General features: G+C 68.4%; 20 protein-coding genes. 1 reads left to right on the top strand and 19 read right to left on the bottom strand.

Going from position 1 to position 21,944, the window contains the following annotated elements; genetic code table 11:
• The first annotated feature begins 166 nt into the window (after positions 1 to 166).
• The gene (hisC, locus tag HA630_RS15665) at positions 167 to 1,243 is read left to right on the top strand and encodes a histidinol-phosphate transaminase (RefSeq protein ID WP_166835879.1); all 1,077 of its coding nucleotides are present in this window, start codon (positions 167 to 169) and stop codon (positions 1,241 to 1,243) included.
• 67 nt (positions 1,244 to 1,310) lie between these two features.
• On the opposite strand, the gene HA630_RS15660 is transcribed toward hisC, so the two are convergent.
• The 19 genes from HA630_RS15660 to aroB form a co-directional block, all read right to left on the bottom strand.
• Positions 1,311 to 1,961: a glutathione peroxidase gene (locus HA630_RS15660; RefSeq protein ID WP_166835877.1), complete on the bottom strand. Its 651-nt coding sequence runs from the start codon at positions 1,959 to 1,961 to the stop codon at positions 1,311 to 1,313.
• 15 nt (positions 1,962 to 1,976) lie between these two features.
• Positions 1,977 to 3,302 carry a histidinol dehydrogenase gene (gene hisD, locus HA630_RS15655; RefSeq protein WP_166835875.1) on the bottom strand — a complete coding sequence of 442 codons (1,326 nt, stop codon included), beginning with the start codon at positions 3,300 to 3,302 and terminating at the stop codon, positions 1,977 to 1,979.
• Positions 3,299 to 3,985, bottom strand: coding sequence for an ATP phosphoribosyltransferase (hisG, locus tag HA630_RS15650; RefSeq protein WP_166835873.1), 687 nt, complete (start codon positions 3,983 to 3,985; stop codon positions 3,299 to 3,301). The genes hisD and hisG overlap by 4 nt, the downstream gene beginning before the upstream one ends.
• The gene (gene murA / locus HA630_RS15645; RefSeq protein WP_166835871.1) at positions 3,982 to 5,256 is read right to left on the bottom strand and encodes a UDP-N-acetylglucosamine 1-carboxyvinyltransferase; all 1,275 of its coding nucleotides are present in this window, start codon (positions 5,254 to 5,256) and stop codon (positions 3,982 to 3,984) included. Before murA ends, hisG begins: the two co-directional genes overlap by 4 nt.
• A 9-nt stretch (positions 5,257 to 5,265) precedes the next feature.
• Positions 5,266 to 5,505 (bottom strand): BolA family protein, encoded by a 240-nt coding sequence (locus tag HA630_RS15640; protein ID WP_166835869.1) that lies wholly within the window; start codon positions 5,503 to 5,505, stop codon positions 5,266 to 5,268.
• A gap of 1 nt (position 5,506) precedes the next feature.
• On the bottom strand, positions 5,507 to 6,262 hold the full coding sequence (locus HA630_RS15635; protein ID WP_166835884.1) for an ABC transporter permease: 756 nt from the start codon (positions 6,260 to 6,262) through the stop codon (positions 5,507 to 5,509).
• An 8-nt stretch (positions 6,263 to 6,270) separates the two neighbouring features.
• A complete protein-coding gene (locus HA630_RS15630) occupies positions 6,271 to 7,194 on the bottom strand; it encodes an ABC transporter ATP-binding protein (protein WP_166835867.1) in 924 nt (307 codons plus the stop codon).
• A 12-nt stretch (positions 7,195 to 7,206) separates the two neighbouring features.
• On the bottom strand, positions 7,207 to 7,488 hold the full coding sequence (locus HA630_RS15625) for an STAS domain-containing protein (RefSeq protein ID WP_166835865.1): 282 nt from the start codon (positions 7,486 to 7,488) through the stop codon (positions 7,207 to 7,209).
• 12 nt (positions 7,489 to 7,500) lie between these two features.
• Positions 7,501 to 8,154 carry a phospholipid-binding protein MlaC gene (locus HA630_RS15620; RefSeq protein WP_166835863.1) on the bottom strand — a complete coding sequence of 218 codons (654 nt, stop codon included), beginning with the start codon at positions 8,152 to 8,154 and terminating at the stop codon, positions 7,501 to 7,503.
• Positions 8,155 to 8,259: 105 nt separating this feature from the next.
• Positions 8,260 to 8,985: a VacJ family lipoprotein gene (locus HA630_RS15615; RefSeq protein ID WP_166835861.1), complete on the bottom strand. Its 726-nt coding sequence runs from the start codon at positions 8,983 to 8,985 to the stop codon at positions 8,260 to 8,262.
• A gap of 42 nt (positions 8,986 to 9,027) precedes the next feature.
• The gene (gene mlaD, locus HA630_RS15610) at positions 9,028 to 9,510 is read right to left on the bottom strand and encodes an outer membrane lipid asymmetry maintenance protein MlaD (protein ID WP_166835859.1); all 483 of its coding nucleotides are present in this window, start codon (positions 9,508 to 9,510) and stop codon (positions 9,028 to 9,030) included.
• Positions 9,511 to 9,526: 16 nt separating this feature from the next.
• Positions 9,527 to 10,309 (bottom strand): lipid asymmetry maintenance ABC transporter permease subunit MlaE, encoded by a 783-nt coding sequence (gene mlaE / locus HA630_RS15605; RefSeq protein ID WP_166835857.1) that lies wholly within the window; start codon positions 10,307 to 10,309, stop codon positions 9,527 to 9,529.
• On the bottom strand, positions 10,306 to 11,115 hold the full coding sequence (locus tag HA630_RS15600; protein WP_166835855.1) for an ABC transporter ATP-binding protein: 810 nt from the start codon (positions 11,113 to 11,115) through the stop codon (positions 10,306 to 10,308). Before HA630_RS15600 ends, mlaE begins: the two co-directional genes overlap by 4 nt.
• 94 nt (positions 11,116 to 11,209) lie before the next feature.
• Positions 11,210 to 12,685 (bottom strand): glutamate synthase subunit beta, encoded by a 1,476-nt coding sequence (locus tag HA630_RS15595; RefSeq protein ID WP_166835854.1) that lies wholly within the window; start codon positions 12,683 to 12,685, stop codon positions 11,210 to 11,212.
• 30 nt (positions 12,686 to 12,715) lie between these two features.
• Complete coding sequence (locus HA630_RS15590) at positions 12,716 to 17,455, bottom strand: glutamate synthase-related protein (RefSeq protein WP_166835853.1); 4,740 nt, start codon at positions 17,453 to 17,455, stop codon at positions 12,716 to 12,718.
• 194 nt (positions 17,456 to 17,649) lie between these two features.
• Positions 17,650 to 18,357, bottom strand: coding sequence for a transposase (locus tag HA630_RS15585; protein WP_166835851.1), 708 nt, complete (start codon positions 18,355 to 18,357; stop codon positions 17,650 to 17,652).
• 11 nt (positions 18,358 to 18,368) lie between these two features.
• Positions 18,369 to 19,583 carry an MFS transporter gene (locus HA630_RS15580; RefSeq protein ID WP_166835850.1) on the bottom strand — a complete coding sequence of 405 codons (1,215 nt, stop codon included), beginning with the start codon at positions 19,581 to 19,583 and terminating at the stop codon, positions 18,369 to 18,371.
• A 16-nt stretch (positions 19,584 to 19,599) separates the two neighbouring features.
• On the bottom strand, positions 19,600 to 20,853 hold the full coding sequence (locus HA630_RS15575; RefSeq protein WP_166835848.1) for a deoxyguanosinetriphosphate triphosphohydrolase family protein: 1,254 nt from the start codon (positions 20,851 to 20,853) through the stop codon (positions 19,600 to 19,602).
• A complete protein-coding gene (gene aroB / locus HA630_RS15570) occupies positions 20,837 to 21,943 on the bottom strand; it encodes a 3-dehydroquinate synthase (protein ID WP_166835847.1) in 1,107 nt (368 codons plus the stop codon). The genes HA630_RS15575 and aroB overlap by 17 nt, the downstream gene beginning before the upstream one ends.
• Position 21,944 lies beyond the last annotated feature (1 nt).

The raw sequence follows: 21,944 nt of genomic DNA, 5'->3' as shown, positions 1-21,944 counted from the left end.
GCCGTCCAGGTTGACGCGGGCGGTGATGCGGGTTTCGAGGGTGTTGCGGGTGACGTCGGCTTGCCGCATGAGGGCCAGGGCTTCCAAGAGCGATTCCAAGGGTTGTTCGAGGGGGCATGATACCATCCACCTCCAAGGCAAACACTGCCCTTTACCCCTATACCCCATGAGCCGATTCTGGAGTGCCGTCGTCCACGGCCTGACCCCTTACGTGCCGGGCGAACAGCCCAAACTCGACAACCTGGTCAAGCTCAACACCAACGAGCACCCCTACGGTCCCTCGCCCAAGGCGTTGGAAGCGATCCGCCACGCCACCTCGGACGCGCTACGCTTATACCCGGACCCGAACGCCGACGCACTGAAAACCGCGCTGGCCCAGCGCCACGGCGTCAAGCCCAACCAGGTGTTCGTGGGCAACGGCTCCGACGAGGTGCTGGCCCACGCCTTTCAGGCTTTGCTGAAACACGACGGCGAACTCTGGTTCCCGGACGTGACCTACTCCTTCTACCCCGTGTACTGCGGCCTGTACGGCGTTGCGCACCGTGTGGTGCCGCTGGCCGACGACTACACCCTGCGGGTGGAAGACTACCTGCCACGCGACGGGCAGCGGGCCGGCGCCATCATCTTCCCCAACCCGAACGCCCCCACCGGCCGACTGCTGCCGCTGCAGGCGGTGGAACGCATCGTCGCTGGCAACCCCGACGCGGTGGTGCTGGTGGACGAAGCCTATGTGGACTTTGGCGGCGACAGCGCCATCGCCCTGGTGGACCGCTACCCCAACCTGCTGGTGGTGCACACCTTCTCCAAGAGCCGGTCGCTGGCGGGCCTGCGGGTGGGTTTTGCCATTGGCCACCCCGATTTGATCGAAGGGCTGGAGCGGGTGAAGAACAGCTTCAACTCCTACCCACTGGACCGGCTGGCCATCGCTGGCGCGGTGGCGTCGGTGGAAGACGAGGCGTTTTTCCAACACAGCTGCCGCCAGGTGGTGGACACCCGCGAGCGGCTGGTGACGCAAATGACCGCGCTGGGCTTCGAGGTGCTGCCGTCGGCGGCCAACTTCATTTTCGCGCGCCACCCGGGCCACGACGGCGCGGCCCTGGCGGCGGCGCTGCGCCAGCGGGCCATCATCGTGCGGCACTTCAAACTGCCGCGCATCGACCAGTTCCTGCGCATCACCGTGGGCACCGACGCGCAGTGCGACGCGCTGGTGGCCGCCTTGCGCGAGGTACTGACCGCCGGCTGACCCCCCGACTGGCGCGACCCAGCCAGCGCCGTCAGCACCCACCCATGGCTGGGCAGGCGCGGGGCGCTCAAGGCGCGGGGCGGGCAAGTTGCGCCTGCAGGTCGGCCAGCAGCTTGCGGTCGCTGGGACCGGTGGTGCTGGCGTAGGCCGACACGACCTGGCCGTCACGGCCGATCAGGTATTTGTAGAAGTTCCACTTGGGCGACACGCCGGTCTGCTGCGCCAGCTGTTTGTAGAAGGGCGAGGCACCCGAGCCGCGCACCGAGCTTTTGGCGAACATCGGGAATTTGACGCCAAAGGTGTTCTCGCAGAACTCCGCGATTTCGTCGTTGCTTTTCTTTTCCTGGAAAAAGTCGCCCGACGGGAAACCCAGCACCACCAAGCCCTTGTCCTGGTAGCGGGCGTACAGGTCTTCCAGCCCCTGGTACTGGTTGGTGAAGCCGCAGTAGCTGGCGGTGTTCACCACCAGCAGCACCTTGCCACGGTACTGGCACAGCGACTGCGGTTTTTCGTCCTGCAGGCGCGGGAAGGTGTGGTTGAGCAGCGCGGGGCAGGCACCGCTGGCCACGGGCGCCGAGGGCGTGGCCAGCGGGCTGGCGGCCAGCGCGGTCGGGGCCGAAGACAAGGTGAGCAGGCCCAGCAAACCGGCCGGCAGCGCAGCCAACAGGCGGGGCAGCGTGGCCAGGCGGTGGAGGCAACCCAAGGGACGGTGTGGCATGACAAATTCCTGCGTTCAACGCAGGCGCAACTCCGCCGCACGGGCGTGCGCCTGCAACCCCTCGCCGTGGGCGAGGACCGAGGCTATCTGACCCAGTTTTTGCGCGCCAGTTTCACTGACTTCGATCAGGCTGCTGCGTTTTTGGAAGTCGTACACCCCCAGCGGGCTGGAAAAGCGCGCGGTGCCGCTGGTGGGCAGCACATGGTTGGGGCCCGCGCAGTAGTCGCCCAGGCTTTCGCTGGTGTAGGCGCCCAGGAAGATGGCGCCGGCGTGCTTGAGCAGCGGCTCCCAGCGGTGCGGTTCGTGGCTGGAGACTTCCAGGTGCTCGGGCGCGATGCGGTTGCTGATGGCGCAGGCCTCGTCCATGCTGCGGGTGAGGATGAGCGCACCCCGGCCGTTCAGGCTCTTGGCAATGATCTCGGCGCGCGGCAGGGTCGGCAGCAAGCGGTCGATGGCGGTCTGCACCGCGTCGAGGTAGACGGCGTCCGGGCACAACAGGATGGACTGAGCCAACTCGTCGTGCTCGGCCTGGGAAAACAGGTCCATCGCCACCCAGTCGGCGGGGGTGCTGCCGTCGGCCAGCACCAGAATTTCGCTGGGGCCGGCGATCATGTCGATGCCCACGGTGCCGAACACGTGCTTCTTGGCACTGGCCACGTAGGCATTGCCGGGGCCGGTGATCTTGTCCACCTTGGGCACGGTCTGGGTGCCGTAGGCCAGCGCGGCCACGGCCTGCGCCCCGCCCAGGGTGAAGGCGCGGCTGACGCCCGCGACGTAAGCGGCGGCGAGCACCAGCGGGTTTTTCTCGCCACGCGGGGTGGGCACCACCATGACGATGTCTTCGACCCCCGCCACGTGGGCCGGGATGGCGTTCATCAGCACCGACGACGGGTAGGCCGCCTTGCCACCGGGCACGTAAATGCCCACGCGGTCCAGCGGCGTGACCTTCTGGCCCAGCAGGGTGCCGTCTTCGTCGCGGTAGGTCCAGCTTTCGCCGCTGGCCTTCTTCTGCGCCTCGTGGTAGCGGCGCACCCGGTCGGCCGCCTTTTGCAGCGCGTCGCGCTGGGCGGCGGGCAGGCCGTCGAACGCAGTCTTCAGCTCGGCCTGGGTCAGTTCGAGTTCGGCCATGGCGGCGGCGCTCAGGCCGTCGAAACGCTGGGTGTACTCCAGCACGGCGGCATCGCCGCGCGCTTTCACGTCGGCCAGGATGTCGGCCACCCGCCGCTCGATGGCGGCGTCGGTGTCGGCCGACCAGTGCAGGCGCTGCTGGAAGCGGGCCTCGAAATCGGCGTCGGCGGTGTTCAGGCGCAGCGGCTTGGCTTTGAGGGCGGTATCGGTCATGCGGCCACCCCCTGCGGCTGGCTGGCGCGCGCGAACGCGTCCAGAATGGGGCGCAGCGCCTCGCGCTTGACTTTGAGCGCGCCCTGGTTCACCACCAGGCGCGAGGAAATGTCCATGATGCGCTCCACCTCGACCAGGTGGTTGGCCTTGAGGGTGTTACCGGTGGACACCAGGTCCACGATGGCGTCGGCCAGGCCGGTCAGCGGCGCCAGCTCCATGCTGCCGTAGAGCTTGATCAGGTCCACGTGCACGCCCTTGCTGGCAAAGAAGTCGCGCGCAATCGCCACGTACTTGGTGGCCACCTTCAGGCGGGCGCCCTGGCGCACGGCGCGTGCGTAGTCGAAGTCGGCACGCACGGCCACGCTCATGCGGCACCTGGCAATGCCGAGGTCCAGCGGCTGGTACAGGCCCACGTTGCCGGCACCGCCCCACTCGGCCTCGTGCTCCAGCAGGGTGTCCTTGCCGCACACGCCCAGGTCGGCGCCGCCGTACTGCACGTAGGTGGGCACGTCGGAGGCGCGCACCAGCACCACCCGCACATCGGGCCGGTTGGTGGGCAGGATCAGCTTGCGCGACTTTTCCGGGTCTTCCAGCACCTCGATGCCGGCGGCGGCCAGCAGCGGCAGGGTTTCTTCGAAGATGCGGCCCTTGGACAGGGCCAGGGTCAACTGGCGGGCGCTCATGAGAGCCTTTCGATGTCCGCGCCCAGGGCGCGCAGTTTCACTTCCATCTGGTCGTAGCCGCGGTCCAGGTGGTAGATGCGGTCCACCACGGTTTCGCCGTCGGCCACCAGCCCGGCGATCACCAGGCTGGCCGAGGCGCGCAGGTCGGTCGCCATGACGGTGGCGCCGGACAGGCGCTCCACGCCTTCGACCAGGGCGACGCGGCCGTCGATGTGGATCTTGGCGCCCAGGCGCTGCAGCTCCTGCACGTGCATGAAGCGGTTTTCAAAAATCGTTTCGGTCACGCTGCTGGCACCCGGCGCCACGCAGTTGAGCGCCATGAACTGGGCCTGCATGTCGGTCGGGAAACCGGGGTATTCGGTGGTGCGGAAGGTCTGGGCCTTGAGCGCCGCCGCGCCAGGCGAGGCCACCCTCAGGCCACCGGGCACCTCGTCCACCGTCACGCCGGCATCGCGCAGTTTGTCGATCACCGCGTCCAGGTGGTCGCCGCGGGCGTGGCGCAACAGCGCCTCGCCGCCGGTGGCCGCCACCGCGCACAAAAAGGTGCCGGCCTCGATGCGGTCGGCCACCACGGCGTGGTCGCAGCCGTCCAGGCGCTCCACGCCCTGGATGCGGATGCGGCTGGTGCCGTGGCCTTCGATCTTGGCGCCCATCTTGATCAGCATCTCGGCCAGGTCCGTCACCTCGGGCTCCTGGGCGGCGTTTTCCAACACGGTTTCGCCGTCGGCCAGGGCCGCGGCCATCAGGAAGTTCTCGGTGCCGGTGACGGTGACCATGTCGGTGGTGATGCGCGCGCCCTTCAGGCGGGTCTGGCCCGCGGGCAGCTGCGCCACCATGTAACCGTGTTCCACAACGATCTCGGCGCCCATGGCCTGCAGGCCCTTGATGTGCTGATCCACCGGGCGCGAACCGATCGCGCAACCGCCGGGCAGCGACACCTTGGCGCGGCCAAAGCGCGCCAGCAGCGGCCCCAGCACCAGCACCGAAGCGCGCATGGTCTTGACCAGCTCGTAGGGCGCCTCGGGCAGCAGGTCGCCGGCGGCGTGCAGGGTCAGGCCGCCGCGCTCGCCGTGGGCCTGGGTCTGCACGCCCATGTTTTCCAGCAGCTTGCGCATGGTGGCCACGTCGCGCAGGCGCGGCACGTTGCGCAGCATCACCGGCTGGTCGGTCAGCAGCGCGGCGCAAAGCTCGGGCAGGGCGGCGTTCTTGGCGCCCGAAACGGTCACTTCACCGTGCAGGCGGCGGCCGCCGCGGATGCGCAATTGGTCCATGGGCGAGGCTCAGCGTTGGGCGGCCCATTCGGCCGGGGTGTGGGTTTTCATCGACAGGGCGTGCACCTCGTCGGTCTGGATGCGGGCGCCCAGCGTGGCGTACACCAGCTGGTGGCGCTGGATCAGGCGCTTGCCCTCGAAGGCCGGCGACACGATGACCGCGGCCCAGTGGCGGCCGTCGCCCGTGACCTCCAGGTGGTCGCAGGCCAGGCCGCTGGCGATGAGGGAGTGCAATTCGTCGGAGGTCATGTCAGTGCCGGATCTTGTAGCCGGTTTTCAGCAAATGGAGGGCCAGGCCCGCCACCCCGGCGAAGGCCGCGCCGACCACCGCCAGGCTGACCCAGGGCGAGACGTCGCCCTGGCCAAAGAAGCCGTAGCGGAAACCGTCGATCATGTAGAAGAACGGGTTGAGGTGGCTGACCTGCTGCCAAAAGGATGGCAGGGAGTGGATGGAGTAGAACACGCCGCTGAGGAAGGTCATGGGCATGATGATGAAGTTCTGGAACGCGGCCATCTGGTCGAATTTTTCGGCCCACAGCCCGGCGATCACACCCAGCGACCCCAGCAGCCCGGCACCCAGGAAGGCGAACACCGCGATCCACCCCGGCGCGACAAAGGTGAGGTCGGTGAACCAGACGGTGGCCAGCAGCACGCCCAGCCCCACCACCAGCCCGCGCACGATGGACGAGCCGACGTAGGCCACGAACCAGGCGCGGTGCGACAGCGGCGTGAGCAGCACGAACACCAGGTTGCCCATGACCTTGCTCTGGATCAGGCTGGACGAGCTGTTGGCAAAGGCATTTTGCAGCACGCTCATCATCACCAGCCCGGGGAGCAGGAAGGCGGTGTAGCTGACCGTGTCGTACACCTTGACGTGTTCCTCCAGCACGTGGCCGAAGATGAGCAGGTAAAGGATGGCCGTCATCACGGGCGCGGCCACGGTCTGGAAGCCGACCTTCCAGAAGCGCAGGATTTCCTTGAGGAACAGGGTCTGCCAACCGGTCATGGTGTGGTTCATGCCGCCACCTCCGCCGCCGGTTTGTGGCCGGTGAGGTCGAGGAACACGTCCTCCAGGTCGGCCTTGGTGATTTCGATGTCCTCCACCGCCACGCCGGCCTCGCGCACCCGCGCCAGGAGGCGCTCGACCGCCAGCGCGTCGGGCGCCGGCAGTTGCACAAAGCGGCCGGTGACCCGCGCCTGGGCCGCCAGGTCGGCCGGCAGGGCGTGGTCGGTCTTGAAGCGCAGCACGTTGGCCGAGGCTTGCTTGAGCAGATCGGAGGTTTTTTCCAGCGCCACCAGTTCGCCCTGTTTCAGCATGGCGATGCGGCCGCACAGGGCCTCGGCTTCTTCGAGGTAGTGGGTGGTCAGCAACACGGTGCTGCCCTGCTTGTTCAGGCGCGAGACGAACTGCCACAGCGTCTGGCGCAGTTCCACGTCCACGCCGGCGGTGGGTTCGTCCAGCACGATGACCGGCGGCTTGTGCACCAGCGCCTGCGCCACCAGCACCCGGCGCTTCATGCCGCCCGACAGTTGTCGCATGTTGGCGCCGGCCTTGTCGGCCAGGCCCAGGCCGTCCAGCAGTTCGTCGATCCAGCCGGCGTTGTCGCGGATGCCGAAGTAGCCCGACTGGAAGCGCAGCGCCTCGCGCACGCTGAAGAAGGGGTCAAACACCAGCTCCTGCGGCACCACGCCCAGGCGGCGGCGCGCCTGGGCGTAGTCGGTCTGCACGTCGGCGCCGTGCACCGCGACGTGACCACCGCTGGCCCGGGTGAGGCCCGCCAGGATGCTGATGAGGGTGGTTTTGCCTGCCCCGTTGGGCCCGAGCAGGCCAAAGAACTCGCCGGGTTCGATGTCAAAGCTCACCCCCTTGAGGGCTTGCAGCTCGCCTCGGGGGGTGGTGTAGCTTTTGGAAACGCGTTGGAAGGAAACGGCGGACATGGGCCCAGCATTTTACGCGGGCAGCAATGCACTCACGCCGTACAGGGCCGCGAGGTCGCGCAAACGGGCCGGCAGGCCCTGCACCTGCCAGCGGGCCCCGAGCGCCAGCACGCGGCGGCGCACGCCCAGCAGCACCGCCAGGGCCGACGAGTCGAACTCGTTCAGGGCTTGCGCGTCCAGCACCACCACGGCCCCGGCCTGGGGCGGCTCGGCCCGCAGGGCCGCCAGGCAACGGTCCAGGTAGGCACCGGCTTCGGCCTGGGTCAGTCGGGCGGGGGCAGCGGGCAGGCGCATGGCGGGGCCGGCTCAGGACTTGGCCGCGTTGCTGCGGTTGCGCTCGGCCAGCGCGGCGATCAGACCGTCCAGGCCCCGCGCCTGGATTTCCTGGGCGAACTGGCCGCGGTAGGTGTCCACCAGCCAGACGCCCAGCACGTTGATGTCGTAGACCTTCCAGCCGCTGGCGGTTTTTTCCAGGCGGTAGTCGAGCTGGATCGGGTCGCCGCGGCCGCGCACCTCGGAGCGCACCACCACCTCGGTGTCGGTGGGCGCGGCACGCATGGGGCGCAGCACCAGGGTCTGGTCCTTGACCTGGCCCAGTGCGCCGGAATAGGTGCGCACCAGCAGGGTCTTGAACTCGGCCTGCAGGCGCTGGCGCTGCTCGGGTGTGGCCTGGCGCCAGGACCGGCCCACGGCCGAGGCGGTCATGCGGGTGAAGCTCAGGTGCGGCATGAGCTTGGTGTCCACCAGCTGGGCCACCTTGTTCATGTCGCCGGCCTGGATGGCCGGGTCGCTCTTGACCAGGGCAAACACCTCACCGGCGACGCGCTGGATCAGGGCGTCCGGGGCTTCCACCGCGGTGGCGTGGGCGGCCAGCGGCCAGGCCAGGGCGGCACACAGGCCGGCGCTCAAGGCGAGCCAGCCGCGGCGGTCGGTGGTCAGGGGCGTGACAGAGGGGTTCATGGGGCGTTCCTTGTGGGCCGTGGCGCCGGGGTGGTCGCGCGGGCCCTGGTGGGGTACCGGCTGCGGCGCACAGGTTCCCGTGCGTTACACCCGGTCACCGGGGTTTCAATCGTCGTAACGTTCTTCGGGGGCGGCGCCGTTGCCGCTGATCTGCGAGGCGCGCCGCTGCAGGTAGGCATCGCGGGTGAAGCTGTACTTGTCCAGGGCCACCTCGTCCAGCAGTTCGCCGGCGCGCAGCAGGCTGGCGCGGGTGTCCACCACGCGCAGGCCGATGGCGCTGTTGCGGGTGGGCACGTGGTCCACGCCCTGGGTCAGCAGGTCGCCCCGCTGGTCCACCACCAGGCCGGCGGCGTCGCGCACACTGGACGGCCCGAACACCGGCAGCACCAGGTAGGGGCCGGAAGGCACGCCCCAGCGCCCCATGGTGTGGCCAAAGTCCAGCGTGGTACGGGGGATGCCCATCTCGCTCGCCACGTCCAGCACACCGCCCAGACCAAACACGGTGTTGACGTTGAAGCGCATGAAGTTCTCGGCCGCCTCGGCCGGGCGCGCCTGCAACAGCGCGTTGACGAAGGACCAGACGTCGCGCAGGTTGTTGAAGAAGTTGTGCACGCCGGTGCGCACCGGGCTGGGCGTCACGTCCTGGTAGGCGGTGGCCACGGGCTTGAGCACCGCGTCGTCCAGGCCGTCGTTGAAGCGGGTGACGCCGCGGTTGAAGGGCTCCAGCGGGTCTTGCGGGTGGGCGTTCGGCCCGGTCGCGCAACCGGCGAGCAGGCCGACGCTCAGGCCCAGGGCCAGCAGCATCGAACGGGTCGCGTGGTGCTTCTTCATGAAAAACTCCCTCGGTGGTTGGTGTGTGGGTATTGTCGCCGTTCAGCGCTCGGCGGGCGCGGCGGCACCGGCCTCCTCGGCCTTGTTGAACAGGAACTGGCCGATCAGGTTTTCCAGCACCACGGCCGACTGGGTCTGGGTGATCACGTCACCCGCCGCCCAGTTGCCGTCGGCGCCACCGGCCTCGATGCCCACGTACTGCTCGCCCAGCAGGCCGCTGGTGAGGATTTTCAGCGAGCTGTCCTGGGGGAAAGCGTAGCGCGACTCCAGCGCCATGACCACGTCGGCCTGAAAGGTCTGGTCGTTGAAGGCGATGGACTCGACCCGGCCCACCACCACGCCGGCGCTGCGCACCGCCGACTTGGGCTTGAGCCCGCCGATGTTGTCAAAACGCGCGGTGACGCGGTAGGTGGACTCGAAGCTCAGGTTGAGCAGGTTGGCCGCCTGCAGCGACAGGAACAACAGGGCCAACGCCCCCAGCAGCACAAACAAACCCACCCACAGGTCTTTGGCAGAGCGTTGCATGCACACCCTCCTCGGTTCAAATACCAAACATCAGCGCGGTCAGGACGAAGTCCAGGCCCAGCACCGTCAAAGAAGCCATCACCACCGTTCGGGTGGTGGCGCGCGAGACACCCTCGGGCGTGGCCTGGGCCACGTAGCCCTGCAACAAGGCGATGAAGGTGACGGCCACGCCGAACACCAGGCTTTTCACCACGCTGTTGCCGACGTCGCTCCACACGTCCACGCCGGCCTGCATCTGGCTCCAGAAGGAGCCGCTGTCCACGCCCAGCATGGGCACGCTCACCAGCCAGCCACCGACGATGCCCACGGCACTGAACACCGCGGTCAGCACCGGCAGCACCACCAGACCGGCCCAGAAGCGCGGCGCCAGGATGCGCGAAACCGGATCGACCGCCATCATCTCCATCGCGCTGATCTGCTCGCCGGCTTTCATGAGGCCGATTTCGGCGGTGAGCGAGGTGCCGGCCCGCCCGGCGAAGAGCAGCGCGGCGATCACCGGGCCCAGTTCGCGCACCAGGCTCAGCGCCACCAGCAGGCCCAGCGCCTCGGTGGAGCCGAAACGCTGCAAGGTGTAGTAGCCCTGCAAGGCCAGCACAAAGCCCACGAACAAACCAGACACGCCGATGATGGCCAGCGAGTAGTTGCCCAGGAAATGGATCTGCTCGCGCACCAGGCCAAAGCGCCGCAGCGCGGTGCCGGCGCAGGCCAGCAGCCGCCCAAACAGCCGGGTGGCGTAGCCGATGTCGGCCAGCTTGAGCCGCACCGCGTAACCGATGGCCGAGAGGCCGGAGCGGCTCATGCGCGCCTCCCGGGGCCGTAGTCGTCGCCCGCGGGGGGGGCCGGGTAGTGGAAATGCACCGGCCCCTCCGGTTCGGCGTGCACAAACTGGTGCACCAGCGGGTCGGTGCTGTGCCGCACCTCGTCGGGCGTGCCCTGCGCGGCGACGCGGCCGTTGGCCAGCACCACCACGTGGTCGGCGATGGCAAAGGTTTCGTCCAGGTCGTGCGACACCAGGATGCTGGTCAGCCCCATGGCGTCGTTGAGCTGGCGGATCAGCCGCGCTGCCGTGCCCAGCGAGATCGGGTCCAGCCCGGCGAAGGGCTCATCGTACATCACCAGCTCCGGGTCCAGCGCGATGGCACGCGCCAGCGCCACGCGCCGGCTCATGCCGCCCGAGATTTCCGAGGGCATCAGGTCCCGCGCCCCGCGCAGACCGACCGCGTCGAGCTTCATCAGCACCACGTCGCGGACCAGTTCTTCGGGCAGGCGGGTGTGTTCGCGCAGCGGAAAGGCCACGTTGTCGAAGACGCTGAGGTCGGTGAACAGGGCGCCGAACTGGAACAGCATGCCCATGCGGCGGCGCATCCGGTACAGGCCCGCCGCGTCCATGGCCATCACGTCCGCGCCGTCAAAGTGCAAACGGCCGGCCTGGGCCCGGTACTGGCCCCCGATCAGGCGCAGCACCGTGGTCTTGCCCCCGCCCGAGGCGCCCATCAGCGCGGTGACCTTGCCGCGCGGGATGTCCAGGCTCAGCCCGTCCAGGATCAAGCGATCTCCGTACCCGAAGGTGAGATCGCGCAGCTGGACCAGGGCGGGGGAGGACATGCAAAGAAGGGCTTGAAACAGAAAAGCCGGCGAACCGGCTTGTCGGATGATACGGGATAACCCGCAACGGCGTGCGCCGCACGCCGTTGGCCGCTCAGCGCGGCAGGTCGGAGTAGCCCATCAGGAACTCGTCCACCGCGCGCGCCGCCTGGCGGCCTTCGCGGATGGCCCACACCACCAGCGATTGGCCACGGCGCATGTCGCCGGCGGCGAACACCTTGGCCACGTTGGTGGCGTAGCCGCCGGTGAAGTCGGTGGTGGCCTTGGCGTTGCCGCGCGCGTCCTTGTCCACGCCAAAGGCGTCCAGCACGGTCGCCACCGGATTGGTGAAGCCCATGGCCAGCAGCACCAGGTCGGCCTTGTATTCCTTCTCGGTGCCGGGAATCTCGACCAGCTTGCCGTCCTTGAACTCCACGTTCACCGTGGTCAGGCTGGTGACCTTGCCCTTGGCGCCGTTGAACGACTTGGTGGAGATGGCGAACTCGCGGGTGCAGCCCTCTTCGTGGCTGGACGAGGTGCGCAGCTTGATCGGCCAGTAGGGCCAGGTCAGCTCTTTGTTTTCCTGCTCGGGCGGCATCGGCATCACCTCGAACTGGGTGACGCTGGCGGCGCCGTGGCGGTTGCTGGTGCCCACGCAGTCGGAGCCGGTGTCGCCACCGCCGATCACGACGACGTGCTTGCCGTCGGCACGCAGCTGCTTTTTCAGCTTGTCGCCGGCGTTGACCTTGTTCTGCTGCGGCAGGAACTCCATCGCGAAGTGCACGCCGTCCAGCTCGCGGCCGGGCACCGGCAGGTCGCGGCTCTGCTCGGAACCGCCGGTCAGCAGCACCGCGTCGAACTCGGCCTTCAGTTGCTCGGGCGACACGGTTTCCTTGGCGTCGTTGGTCACCTTGGCCGCCGGACCTTCGGTCGGCAAGGCGCCGACGATGACGCCGGTGCGGAAGGTCACGCCTTCGGCCTCCATCTGCTCAACGCGGCGGTCGATCAGCCACTTCTCCATCTTGAAGTCGGGGATGCCGTAACGCAGCAGGCCGCCGACGCGGTCGTTCTTCTCGAACACGGTCACGTCGTGACCGGCGCGCGCCAGTTGCTGGGCGGCCGCCAGGCCCGCCGGGCCGGCGCCGACCACCGCCACCTTCTTGCCGGTCTTGATCTTGGCCGGGCGCGGCTGGACCCAGCCCTCGGCCCAGGCCTTGTCGATGATGGCGTGCTCGATGGACTTGATGCCCACCGCGTCGCCGTTCACGTTCAGGGTGCAGGCGGCCTCGCAGGGTGCGGGGCAGATGCGGCCGGTGAACTCGGGGAAGTTGTTGGTGCTGTGCAGCACCGCGATCGCGTTCTCCCAGTCCTGGCGGTAGACCAGGTCGTTGAAGTCCGGGATGATGTTGTTGACCGGGCAGCCGCTGTTGCAGAACGGCGTGCCGCAGTCCATGCAGCGGGCGCCCTGCACCTTGGCCTGCTCATCGGTCAGGCCCACCACGAATTCCTTGTAGTGCTTCAGGCGCTCGGGCACGGGCTTGTAGCCCTCTTCCAGGCGCTCAAATTCCATGAAGCCGGTGATTTTTCCCATGATACGTATCCTCGGTTCGGTTCAGCGGGTTCAGGCGGCCACGGCGGCCTGGGGGGCAGCGGCCTTGGCGGCCAGTTCGGCCAGCGCGCGCTTGTATTCCGTCGGGAACACCTTGACGAACTTGCCACGGGTCTGCGCCCAGTTGTCCAGAATCTCGCGCGCCTTGGTGGAGCCGGTCCAGCGGTTGTGGTCTTCCAGCAGCTTGCGCAGCTGGGCCTCGTCGGTCTGGCCACGGTGCCAGGTGGCGCGGTCGGTGGTGGCTTCCTGCTCGGCGGCGGTCACCACTTTCTCCAGGGCCACCATGGCGGTGTTGCAGCGCTGGGCGAACAGGCCGTCCTCGTCGTACACGTAGGCCACGCCGCCGCTCATGCCAGCGGCGAAGTTGCGGCCGGTCAGGCCCAGCACGGCCACGGTGCCGCCGGTCATGTATTCGCAACCGTGGTCGCCGGTGCCTTCCACCACCGCGGTGGCGCCGGACAGACGGACCGCGAAACGCTCGCCGGCCACGCCCCGGAAGAAGGCCTCGCCGCGGGTGGCGCCGTACAGCACGGTGTTGCCCACGATGATGTTCTTGGCGGCGTCGCCGCGGAACTCGATGCTCGGGCGCACCACCACGCGGCCGCCGCTCAGGCCCTTGCCGGTGTAGTCGTTGGCGTCACCGATCAGGTACAGCGTGATGCCGTTGGTCAGGAACGCGCCGAAGGACTGGCCGCCCGTGCCTTCCAACTGGATGCGCAGCGTGTCGTCCGGCAGGCCCTCGGGGTGGAAACGCGTCACCTCGCCCGACAGCATGGCGCCGACGGTGCGGTTCACGTTGCGGGCCGTTTCCATGAAACTGACCTTCTCGCCCTTGTCGATGGCGGCGCGCGACTTCTCGATCAGCTTGACGTCCAACGCCTTGTCCAGACCGTGGTCCTGCACGTCCACGTGCTTGCGCGGCACGTCGGCCGGCACGGCCGGCTGGTAGAACAGGCGGCTGAAGTCCAGGCCCTTGGCCTTCCAGTGGGCGATGCCGGCGCGGGTGTCGAGCAGGTCGGCCCGGCCCACCAGCTCGTCGAAGCTGCGGATGCCCAGCTGGGCCATGATCTGGCGCACTTCCTCGGCGACGAAGAAGAAGTAGTTCACCACATGCTCGGGCTTGCCGGCGAACTTGGCGCGCAGCTCCGGGTCCTGGGTGGCCACGCCCACCGGGCAGGTGTTGAGGTGGCACTTGCGCATCATGATGCAGCCTTCGACCACCAGCGGCGCGGTGGCGAAGCCAAACTCGTCGGCGCCCAGCAATGCGCCGATGACGACGTCGCGGCCGGTCTTCATCTGGCCGTCGGCCTGCACTCGGATGCGGCCGCGCAGGCGGTTCAGCACCAGGGTCTGCTGGGTCTCGGCCAGGCCGATTTCCCAAGGCGAACCGCAATGCTTGATGGACGACCAGGGCGAGGCGCCCGTGCCACCGTCGTGACCGGCGATCACCAGGTGGTCGGCCTTGGCCTTGGCCACGCCGGCGGCGATGGTGCCCACGCCGATTTCCGACACCAGCTTGACCGAAATGTCGGCCCGGGTGTTGACGTTCTTCAGGTCGTGGATCAGTTGGGCCAGGTCCTCGATCGAATAGATGTCGTGGTGCGGCGGCGGGGAAATCAGGCCCACGCCCGGCACCGAGTAGCGCAGGAAACCGATGTACTCGGACACCTTGCCGCCCGGCAGCTGGCCGCCCTCGCCCGGCTTGGCGCCCTGGGCCATCTTGATCTGGATCTGGTCGGCGCTGACCAGGTACTCGGCGTTGACGCCGAAACGGCCCGACGCCACCTGCTTGATCTTGGAACGCAGGCTGTCACCGGCCAGCAGCGGGATGTCGCTTTCCACCTTGTCGCGGCCGATGATGGACGCGAGCGACTCGCCCTGCTGGATCGGGATGCCCTTGAGCTCGTTGCGGTAGCGCGCCGGGTCCTCGCCGCCTTCGCCGGTGTTGCTCTTGCCGCCAATGCGGTTCATCGCCACGGCCAGCGTCGCGTGCGCTTCGGTGGAGATGGAACCCAGCGACATGGCACCGGTGGCGAAACGCTTGACGATCTCCTTGGCGGGCTCGACCTCTTCCACCGAAATGGCCTTGGCCGGGTCCACCTTGAACTCGAACAGGCCGCGCAGCGTCATGTGGCGGCGGGTCTGGTCGTTGATGATCTGCGCGTACTCTTTGTAGGTGTTGAAGTTGTTGGCGCGGGTCGAGTGCTGCAGCTTGGCGATCGCGTCAGGCGTCCACATGTGCTCTTCGCCGCGGGTGCGCCAGGCGTATTCGCCGCCGGCGTCCAGCATCTGGGCCAGCACCGGGTCGTCGCCAAAGGCGGCCTTGTGCATGCGGATGGCTTCCTCGGCGATCTCGAACACGCCAATGCCTTCCACCCGGCTGGGGGTGCCGGTGAAGAACTTGGCCACGGTGTCGCTGCTCAGGCCAATGGCCTCGAACAGCTGCGCGCCGCAGTACGACATGTAGGTGCTCACGCCCATTTTGGACATGATCTTGGACAGGCCCTTGCCGATCGCCTTGACGTAGTTGTAGATCGCCTTGTCGGCCGACAGGTCACCCGGCAGGTCCTTGTGGATGGCCTTGAGCGTGTCCATGGCGAGCCACGGGTGCACGGCCTCGGCGCCGTAGCCGGCCAGCACGGCAAAGTGGTGCACTTCGCGGGCCGAGCCGGTTTCCACCACCAGGCCAGCAGTGGTGCGCAGGCCTTCACGCACCAGGAACTGGTGCAGCGCCGACAACGCCAGCAGAGCCGGAATCGCCACCCGCTCGGCGCTCACCGCGCGGTCGCTGACGATGAGGATGTTGCTGCCGCCCTTGATGGCGTCCACCGCTTCGGCGCACAGCGAGGCGAGCTGCGCCTCCACGCCTTCCTTGCCCCAGGACACGGGGTAGGTGATGTCCAGCGTGGTGCTCTTGAACTTGCCGTGCGTGTGCTTTTCGATCTCGCGCAGCTTGGCCATGTCGGCGTGGTTCAGCACCGGCTGGCTCACCTCCAGCCGCATCGGCGGGTTCACCTGGTTGATGTCCAGCAGGTTCGGCTTGGGGCCGATGAAGGACACCAGCGACATCACGATCGCTTCGCGGATCGGGTCGATCGGCGGGTTGGTCACCTGTGCGAACAACTGCTTGAAGTAGTTGTACAGCGGCTTGTTCTTGTCGGACAGCACGGCCAGCGGGCTGTCGTTGCCCATGGAACCGATGCCTTCCTCGCCGTTCTGGGCCATCGGCGCCATCAGGAACTTGATGTCCTCCTGCGTCATGCCAAACGCCTGTTGGCGGTCCAGCAGCGAGGCATCGACCTGCTCCATCGCTGCGTGCGAGGACTCTTCGGTCAGTACCTGCTGGCCTTCGGCCTCGCCGGCCACCGGCTGGGTCACGTCGTCCAGGCGGATGCGCAGGCCTTCGATCCACTGCTTGTACGGCTTGGTGTTGGCGATGTTGGCCTTCAGCTCCTCGTCGTCGATCATGCGACCCTGTTCCAGGTCGATCAGGAACATCTTGCCGGGCTGCAGGCGCCACTTGCGCACGATCTTGCTCTCGGGCACCGGCAGCACGCCGGACTCGGAGCCCATGATCACGAAATCGTCGTCGGTCACGCAGTAGCGCGACGGGCGCAGGCCGTTGCGGTCCAGCGTGGCGCCGATCTGGCGGCCGTCGGTGAACACGATGGACGCCGGGCCGTCCCACGGCTCCAGCATGGCGGCGTGGTACTCGTAGAACGCCTTGCGGCGCTCGTCCATCATGGTGTGCTGTTCCCACGGCTCGGGGATCATCATCATCACCGCCTGGCTGATGGGGTAACCCGCCATCGTCAGCAATTCCAGGCAGTTGTCGAAGGTGGCGGTGTCGGACTGGCCGGCAAAGCTGATGGGGTAGAGCTTTTGCAGGTCTTCGCCCAGCACGGGGGACGACATCACGCCCTCGCGCGCCTTCATCCAGTTGTAGTTGCCCTTGACGGTGTTGATCTCGCCGTTGTGGGCCACGTAGCGGTAGGGGTGGGCCAGCGGCCACTCGGGGAAGGTGTTGGTGGAGAAGCGCTGGTGCACCAGACCCAGGGCCGACACGCAACGCGCGTCCTTCAGGTCCAGGAAGTATTCGCCCACCTGGTTGGCCAGCAGCAGGCCTTTGTACACCACGGTGCGGCTGCTCATGCTGGGCACGTAATACTCTTTGCTGTGCGTCAGCTTCAGGCGCTGGATGTTGGCGCTGGCGGTCTTGCGGATCACGTACAGCTTGCGCTCCAGCGCGTCCTGCACGATCACGTCGGTGCCCCGGCCGATGAAGACCTGGCGGATGATGGGTTCGGTCTGGCGCACGGTGGGCGACATCGGCATGTCGGCGTTGACCGGCACGTCGCGCCAGCCCAGCAGCACCTGGCCTTCGGCCTTGATGGCGCGCTCCATCTCCTGCTCGCAGGCCAGGCGGCTGGCGTGCTCTTTGGGCAGGAACACCAGGCCCACGCCGTATTCACCGGCGGGTGGCAGGGCCACGCCCTGCTTGGCCATTTCCTCGCGGTACAGTTGGTCCGGGATCTGGATCAGAATGCCCGCGCCGTCGCCCATCAGGGCATCGGCGCCCACGGCGCCGCGGTGGTCGAGGTTTTCCAGGATCTTCAGACCCTGCTCCACGATGGCGTGGCTCTTCTGGCCCTTGATGTGGGCCACAAAACCGACGCCGCACGCGTCGTGTTCCTGGGCAGCGTCGTACAGACCGTGCTGTTGCAGCGCTGCGATTTCGTGGGACTGGGTCACGCCAAACTCCTGAGACTGATGACAAGTGTGCGAAGCATAGTGCAATGCAACAACAATGCCAAGCCTTTTAATTGGGGTCGGAGTAAAATTAAAATCCAAAAACTCTAATCACCAAACTAATTGGGGACAGATTAAATCGACTCGATGGACTTGCGCCTTCAACCCGAGGCCTAGCACGGGCACTCCGTCTACCCTCAGGACGGCGTGGGGCCAACCTGGGCCTTGGGCGGTCGCCCGGCCCGGGCTTTGCTGGGGCGGCGGCCCGTGCGCTCGTGCAAGGCCTGCAAGAACGGCTCGCTGCCCAAGGCCCAGCCCTTGAGGGTGGCTTCCGCCAGCCGCGCCTGGGTGGCGGCGTCCAGCCCCTGCTCCACCCGCGCCGCGTAGGCGGCTTCGCGCGCAAACGGGGTGTTGCCCAGCGCCCACACCAAGGGGTGCGGGGTCAGCCAGCGGTCCTGCCGCCGGCCCAGGTAATGGGCGTGGCTGGACCACGGGTACGCCGCCGGTGCATGCACCAGACCGGCGCGCACGGGCAGCAGGTCCAGATTCACCATGCTGGGGATCAGGTAAGAGGCAGCCTCCAGCAGGGTGGAGCGGTAGCGCCCCTCCCACAGGGTGCCGCTGCGGGCGTGGCGCTGGTTGAAGGCACGCACATAGCTGCGGCCCAGCGCCTGCATCAGCTTGCCCACCGCGTCGTCGGTCTGCGGCGTGAGCAACAGGTGCACCGCGTTGTCCAGCAGACAGTAGGCATGCACCTGCACCCGCTCGCGCGGGGCCAGCGTGGCCAACAGGTCCAGCAAGCGCTGCCGGTCAACCACGTCCACGAACACCGGCTGGCCGTTGTGGCCCCGCCAGACGACCTGGTGCAACACCTCGGCCAGGGACAAACGCGGCAGGCGGGCCATGGCGGGGTGAATCAGTGCCCGACGCGGTCCAGCCGCCGCTGCAGGGCCAGCGACAACACCCCACCGACCAGGCAGCAGGCCAGGTTGACCGTCCAGGTCAGGTGCCAGCCCCCGACGCGCGCGGCCAGCCAGGCCACCAGCGGCGGCCCCACGAACTGGCCCAGCGACGACAACTGCTGCACCCAACCCACGGTGGTGGACACCGCGTGGCCCCCGGGGGCCAGCCGCACCGCCAGGGTGAACAGGGTGCCCGGGATCAAGCCCCCCAGCGCCGAAAACACCAGCACCGCCAGGTAATTGACCACCGGTCCGCCCCAGCCGCTGAAGGTCCAGTAGGCTCCCAGCGCCATGCTGCCGTAGCCCCAGCCCAGCAGCGTCAGCGGCCGCACGCCGTGGGCCAGCCAGCGCCCGGCGGCGATGTTGCCGATGAGGTTGACGCCTGCCGCCAACGCACTGAGCGCCCCCACGGCCGCCAGCGACCAGCCCGCCGCGGTGTAGATGGTGGGCAAAAACCCCACCACCGCCAGCCACTGCCCCGAATACATCAGAAACGCCAAGGCCACCAGCCACGGGCCGCCCGAAGACAGGGTGCCGGCCAGCCGGGGCCACAGACCCAAGCCACCGCCCGGGGCCGCTGGCGCGTCGGGCGGCACCCAGCGCCACACCAGCCCGGCACACACCCAGGTGGCCAGGGCCAGGGTGGCCCAACCGGCGCGCCAGCCCAGACCGGCGTACACCAGCGGCCCCACCAGCAGGGTGGTCGCGGCACCGATCGGCATGTACGCCCCCCAAAACCCCAAGGCCTTGTTCAGCACCGCGGGGGCCTGCAGCTGGCGCCGCAGCAGGCCCGGCGCGGGCAGCACGGCCAGCAAAAAACCCAGGCCCTCCAGGGCCCGGGTGGCCAGCAACACCGCCGGGCTGGGCGCCGCAGCCCCCAGTGCACTGCCCAGGCCCAACAGGGCCAGGCCCAGCAGCATCACCCGCCGCGGTCCCAGCCGGTCGGCCAGCATGCCCACCACCGCGCCCAGCGTCATGCCCGCCATCTGGATCACGGCCAGCAAAAAACCGCCCTGCACCAGGGTCAGCCCCAGGTCCCGCGCCAGCACCGGGATGGCCGGCGGCAGCTTGCCGACATGGAAAGCGCTGACGATGCCCACCCCAACGATCAGCGCGGCGATGCGCGTGTCGGTCCGTGGGTCGGCGCAACGGGGGGCGGTGCTGGGCACGGTCGTCGGGGCCGTTTCAGGTGAACAGGCGCAGGCCGGTCAGCCGCTCGTGCTCGCGGATGGCGTAGCGGTCGGTCATGCCAGCAATGTGGTCGGCCACGCGCCGGCGCAGGCTGAGCGGGCGCAGGGTCTGCGGCGGCTGCGCCATTGCTTCGGGCGCTTGGGTGTAGGCCTGGTACAGGTCGCCAACGATGCGGCGGGCCCGCCCGGTGGTGGCCAGCACCTGCGGGTGGCGGTACAGGTTCAGCATCAGAAAGCGCTTGAGCTCGGACGAGGCCTGGCGCATGCCCGGGGAAAAGCGCAGCAGCGGCCCGTGTTGCCGCACCCCGTCGAGGCTGTCCACGCCGGCCTCGCGCACCGCCGCGCGGGTGGCGTCGATCACGTCGTACACCTGGGCGCTCAGCATGCGGCGGATGGACTCGAACAGCACACGCCGCCCGGTCAGGTCGGGGTGTTCGCGCAGGACCGCCCGGCGGTGCTCGTCGAACAGCGGCACCGCCTCCAACTGCGCCAGGGTCAGCAGACCGGAACGCACCCCATCGTCGATGTCGTGGGCGTTGTAGGCGATCTCGTCGGCCAGGTTGGCCAGTTGCGCCTCCAGCGACGGCGACTGGCCCCGCAAAAAACGCGCCCCCACGCCACCCGGTTCCCGCGCTTCCAGCCACTGCGCGTTGGCCCGTGAGCAGTGCTTGAGGATGCCTTCGCGGGTCTCGAAACACAGGTTCAGGCCGTTGAAGGCGGGGTAGCGTTCTTCCAGTTCGTCCACCACGCGCAGGCTCTGCATGTTGTGCTCGAAACCGCCGCGCGGCTCGTCCGGGCCCGCGGCGTCGGCGTGGCCGGGCACACCGTCCACGGGGTCGGGCGCGTGCGGGAGCTCGACCTCGGCTTCGGGCGGCTGACCGTGCAGGCAGGCGTTCAGCGCGTCCTGGCCGGCGTGGCCAAAGGGCGTGTGCCCCAGATCGTGGGCCAGCGCAATCGCCTCCACCAGGTCCTCGTTCAGGCCCAGGCTGCGGGCTATGCTGCGGCCCAGCTGCGCCACCTCCAGCGAATGGGTCAGCCGGGTGCGAAACAGGTCGCCCTCGTGGTTGAGGAACACCTGGGTCTTGTACACCAGGCGCCGGAAGGCGGTGCTGTGGATCACCCGGTCGCGGTCGCGCTGGAAATCGTTGCGCGTGGGCGCCGGCGCCTCGGGGTGGCGCCGCCCCTGGCTCAGGGCCGGGTCGCAGGCGCAGCCGGGCGGCAGCGCGGTGGCGTCAGCCGGTGCAGGCATCGACGACCTCGGCCACCAGCGCATCGGGGGCGCCGCGCACCACGGCCTCGCCCCGGCCGTTGACCAGCACGAACTTGATCTCGCCGGCCTCGGCCTTTTTGTCCACCCGCATCAGTTCCAGAAAGCGCGAGGCCTGGTCTGGCGCCAGCACTGGGGCCCGCACCGGCAGGCCGGCGTCGGCCACCAGGCGCGTCAGCCGCGCCACCTCGGTCTCGGGCAGCAGGCCCAACCGGGCCGACAGGGTGGCGGCCATGACCATGCCGCAGCCCACCGCCTCGCCGTGCAGCCAAGCGCCGTAGCCTATGCCGGCCTCGATGGCGTGGCCAAAGGTGTGCCCGAAATTCAGGATGGCGCGCAGCCCGGCCTCCTTTTCGTCTTGCCCGACCACCCAGGCCTTGATTTCGCAACTGCGGCGCACGGCGTGGGCCAAGGCCCCGGCGTCGCGTGCCCGCAGCGCGGGCAGGTGCGCCTCGATCCAGGCCAGAAAATCCAGGTCGGCGATCGGACCGTACTTGATCACCTCGGCCAGGCCGGCGCTCAGTTCGCGTTCGGGCAGGGTGGAGAGGGTGTCCAGGTCGCACACCACCCGCAGCGGCTGGTAGAAGGCCCCGATCATGTTCTTGCCCAGCGGGTGGTTGATGGCCGTTTTGCCCCCCACCGAGGAATCCACCTGGGCCAGCAGCGTGGTGGGCACCTGCACGAACGGCACCCCGCGCATGTAGCAAGCGGCGGCAAACCCCGTCATGTCGCCCACCACCCCGCCCCCCAGGGCGTAGAGCACGGTCTTGCGGTCGCAGGCGCGCGACAGCAGGGCGTCAAAAATACCGTTCAGCGAATCCCAGGTCTTGTGCGCTTCGCCATCGGGCAGCTGCACCACGTGCACCTGGCCGTACAGACCCGCCAGGGCCCGGCGCAGTCGCTCGGCGTAGAGCGGACCGACCACGTCGTTCGTCACGATCAGGGCCGCCGCCGCCCGGGGCAGGCCAGCCCAGGTGGCCGGATCGTCCAGCAAACCCCGACCGATCAGAATCGGGTAGCTGCGGTCGGCCAGGTCGATGGAAACGGTGAGCGGTGCGGTGGCAGAGGACATC

Source organism: Aquabacterium sp. A08, from assembly GCF_011742065.1.
Note: the sequence above shows the minus strand (reverse complement) of the source record. Positions and strands in the feature narration are given on the sequence as shown.

Coding starts and splice junctions, on each gene's coding strand:
- hisC (WP_166835879.1), top strand. CDS start 167: ATGAGCCGATTCTGGAGTGCCGTCGTCCACGGCCTGACCCCTTACGTG.
- HA630_RS15660 (WP_166835877.1), bottom strand. CDS start 1,961: ATGCCACACCGTCCCTTGGGTTGCCTCCACCGCCTGGCCACGCTGCCC.
- hisD (WP_166835875.1), bottom strand. CDS start 3,302: ATGACCGATACCGCCCTCAAAGCCAAGCCGCTGCGCCTGAACACCGCC.
- hisG (WP_166835873.1), bottom strand. CDS start 3,985: ATGAGCGCCCGCCAGTTGACCCTGGCCCTGTCCAAGGGCCGCATCTTC.
- murA (WP_166835871.1), bottom strand. CDS start 5,256: ATGGACCAATTGCGCATCCGCGGCGGCCGCCGCCTGCACGGTGAAGTG.
- HA630_RS15640 (WP_166835869.1), bottom strand. CDS start 5,505: ATGACCTCCGACGAATTGCACTCCCTCATCGCCAGCGGCCTGGCCTGC.
- HA630_RS15635 (WP_166835884.1), bottom strand. CDS start 6,262: ATGACCGGTTGGCAGACCCTGTTCCTCAAGGAAATCCTGCGCTTCTGG.
- HA630_RS15630 (WP_166835867.1), bottom strand. CDS start 7,194: ATGTCCGCCGTTTCCTTCCAACGCGTTTCCAAAAGCTACACCACCCCC.
- HA630_RS15625 (WP_166835865.1), bottom strand. CDS start 7,488: ATGCGCCTGCCCGCTGCCCCCGCCCGACTGACCCAGGCCGAAGCCGGT.
- HA630_RS15620 (WP_166835863.1), bottom strand. CDS start 8,154: ATGAACCCCTCTGTCACGCCCCTGACCACCGACCGCCGCGGCTGGCTC.
- HA630_RS15615 (WP_166835861.1), bottom strand. CDS start 8,985: ATGAAGAAGCACCACGCGACCCGTTCGATGCTGCTGGCCCTGGGCCTG.
- mlaD (WP_166835859.1), bottom strand. CDS start 9,510: ATGCAACGCTCTGCCAAAGACCTGTGGGTGGGTTTGTTTGTGCTGCTG.
- mlaE (WP_166835857.1), bottom strand. CDS start 10,309: ATGAGCCGCTCCGGCCTCTCGGCCATCGGTTACGCGGTGCGGCTCAAG.
- HA630_RS15600 (WP_166835855.1), bottom strand. CDS start 11,115: ATGTCCTCCCCCGCCCTGGTCCAGCTGCGCGATCTCACCTTCGGGTAC.
- HA630_RS15595 (WP_166835854.1), bottom strand. CDS start 12,685: ATGGGAAAAATCACCGGCTTCATGGAATTTGAGCGCCTGGAAGAGGGC.
- HA630_RS15585 (WP_166835851.1), bottom strand. CDS start 18,357: ATGGCCCGCCTGCCGCGTTTGTCCCTGGCCGAGGTGTTGCACCAGGTC.
- HA630_RS15575 (WP_166835848.1), bottom strand. CDS start 20,853: ATGCCTGCACCGGCTGACGCCACCGCGCTGCCGCCCGGCTGCGCCTGC.
- aroB (WP_166835847.1), bottom strand. CDS start 21,943: ATGTCCTCTGCCACCGCACCGCTCACCGTTTCCATCGACCTGGCCGAC.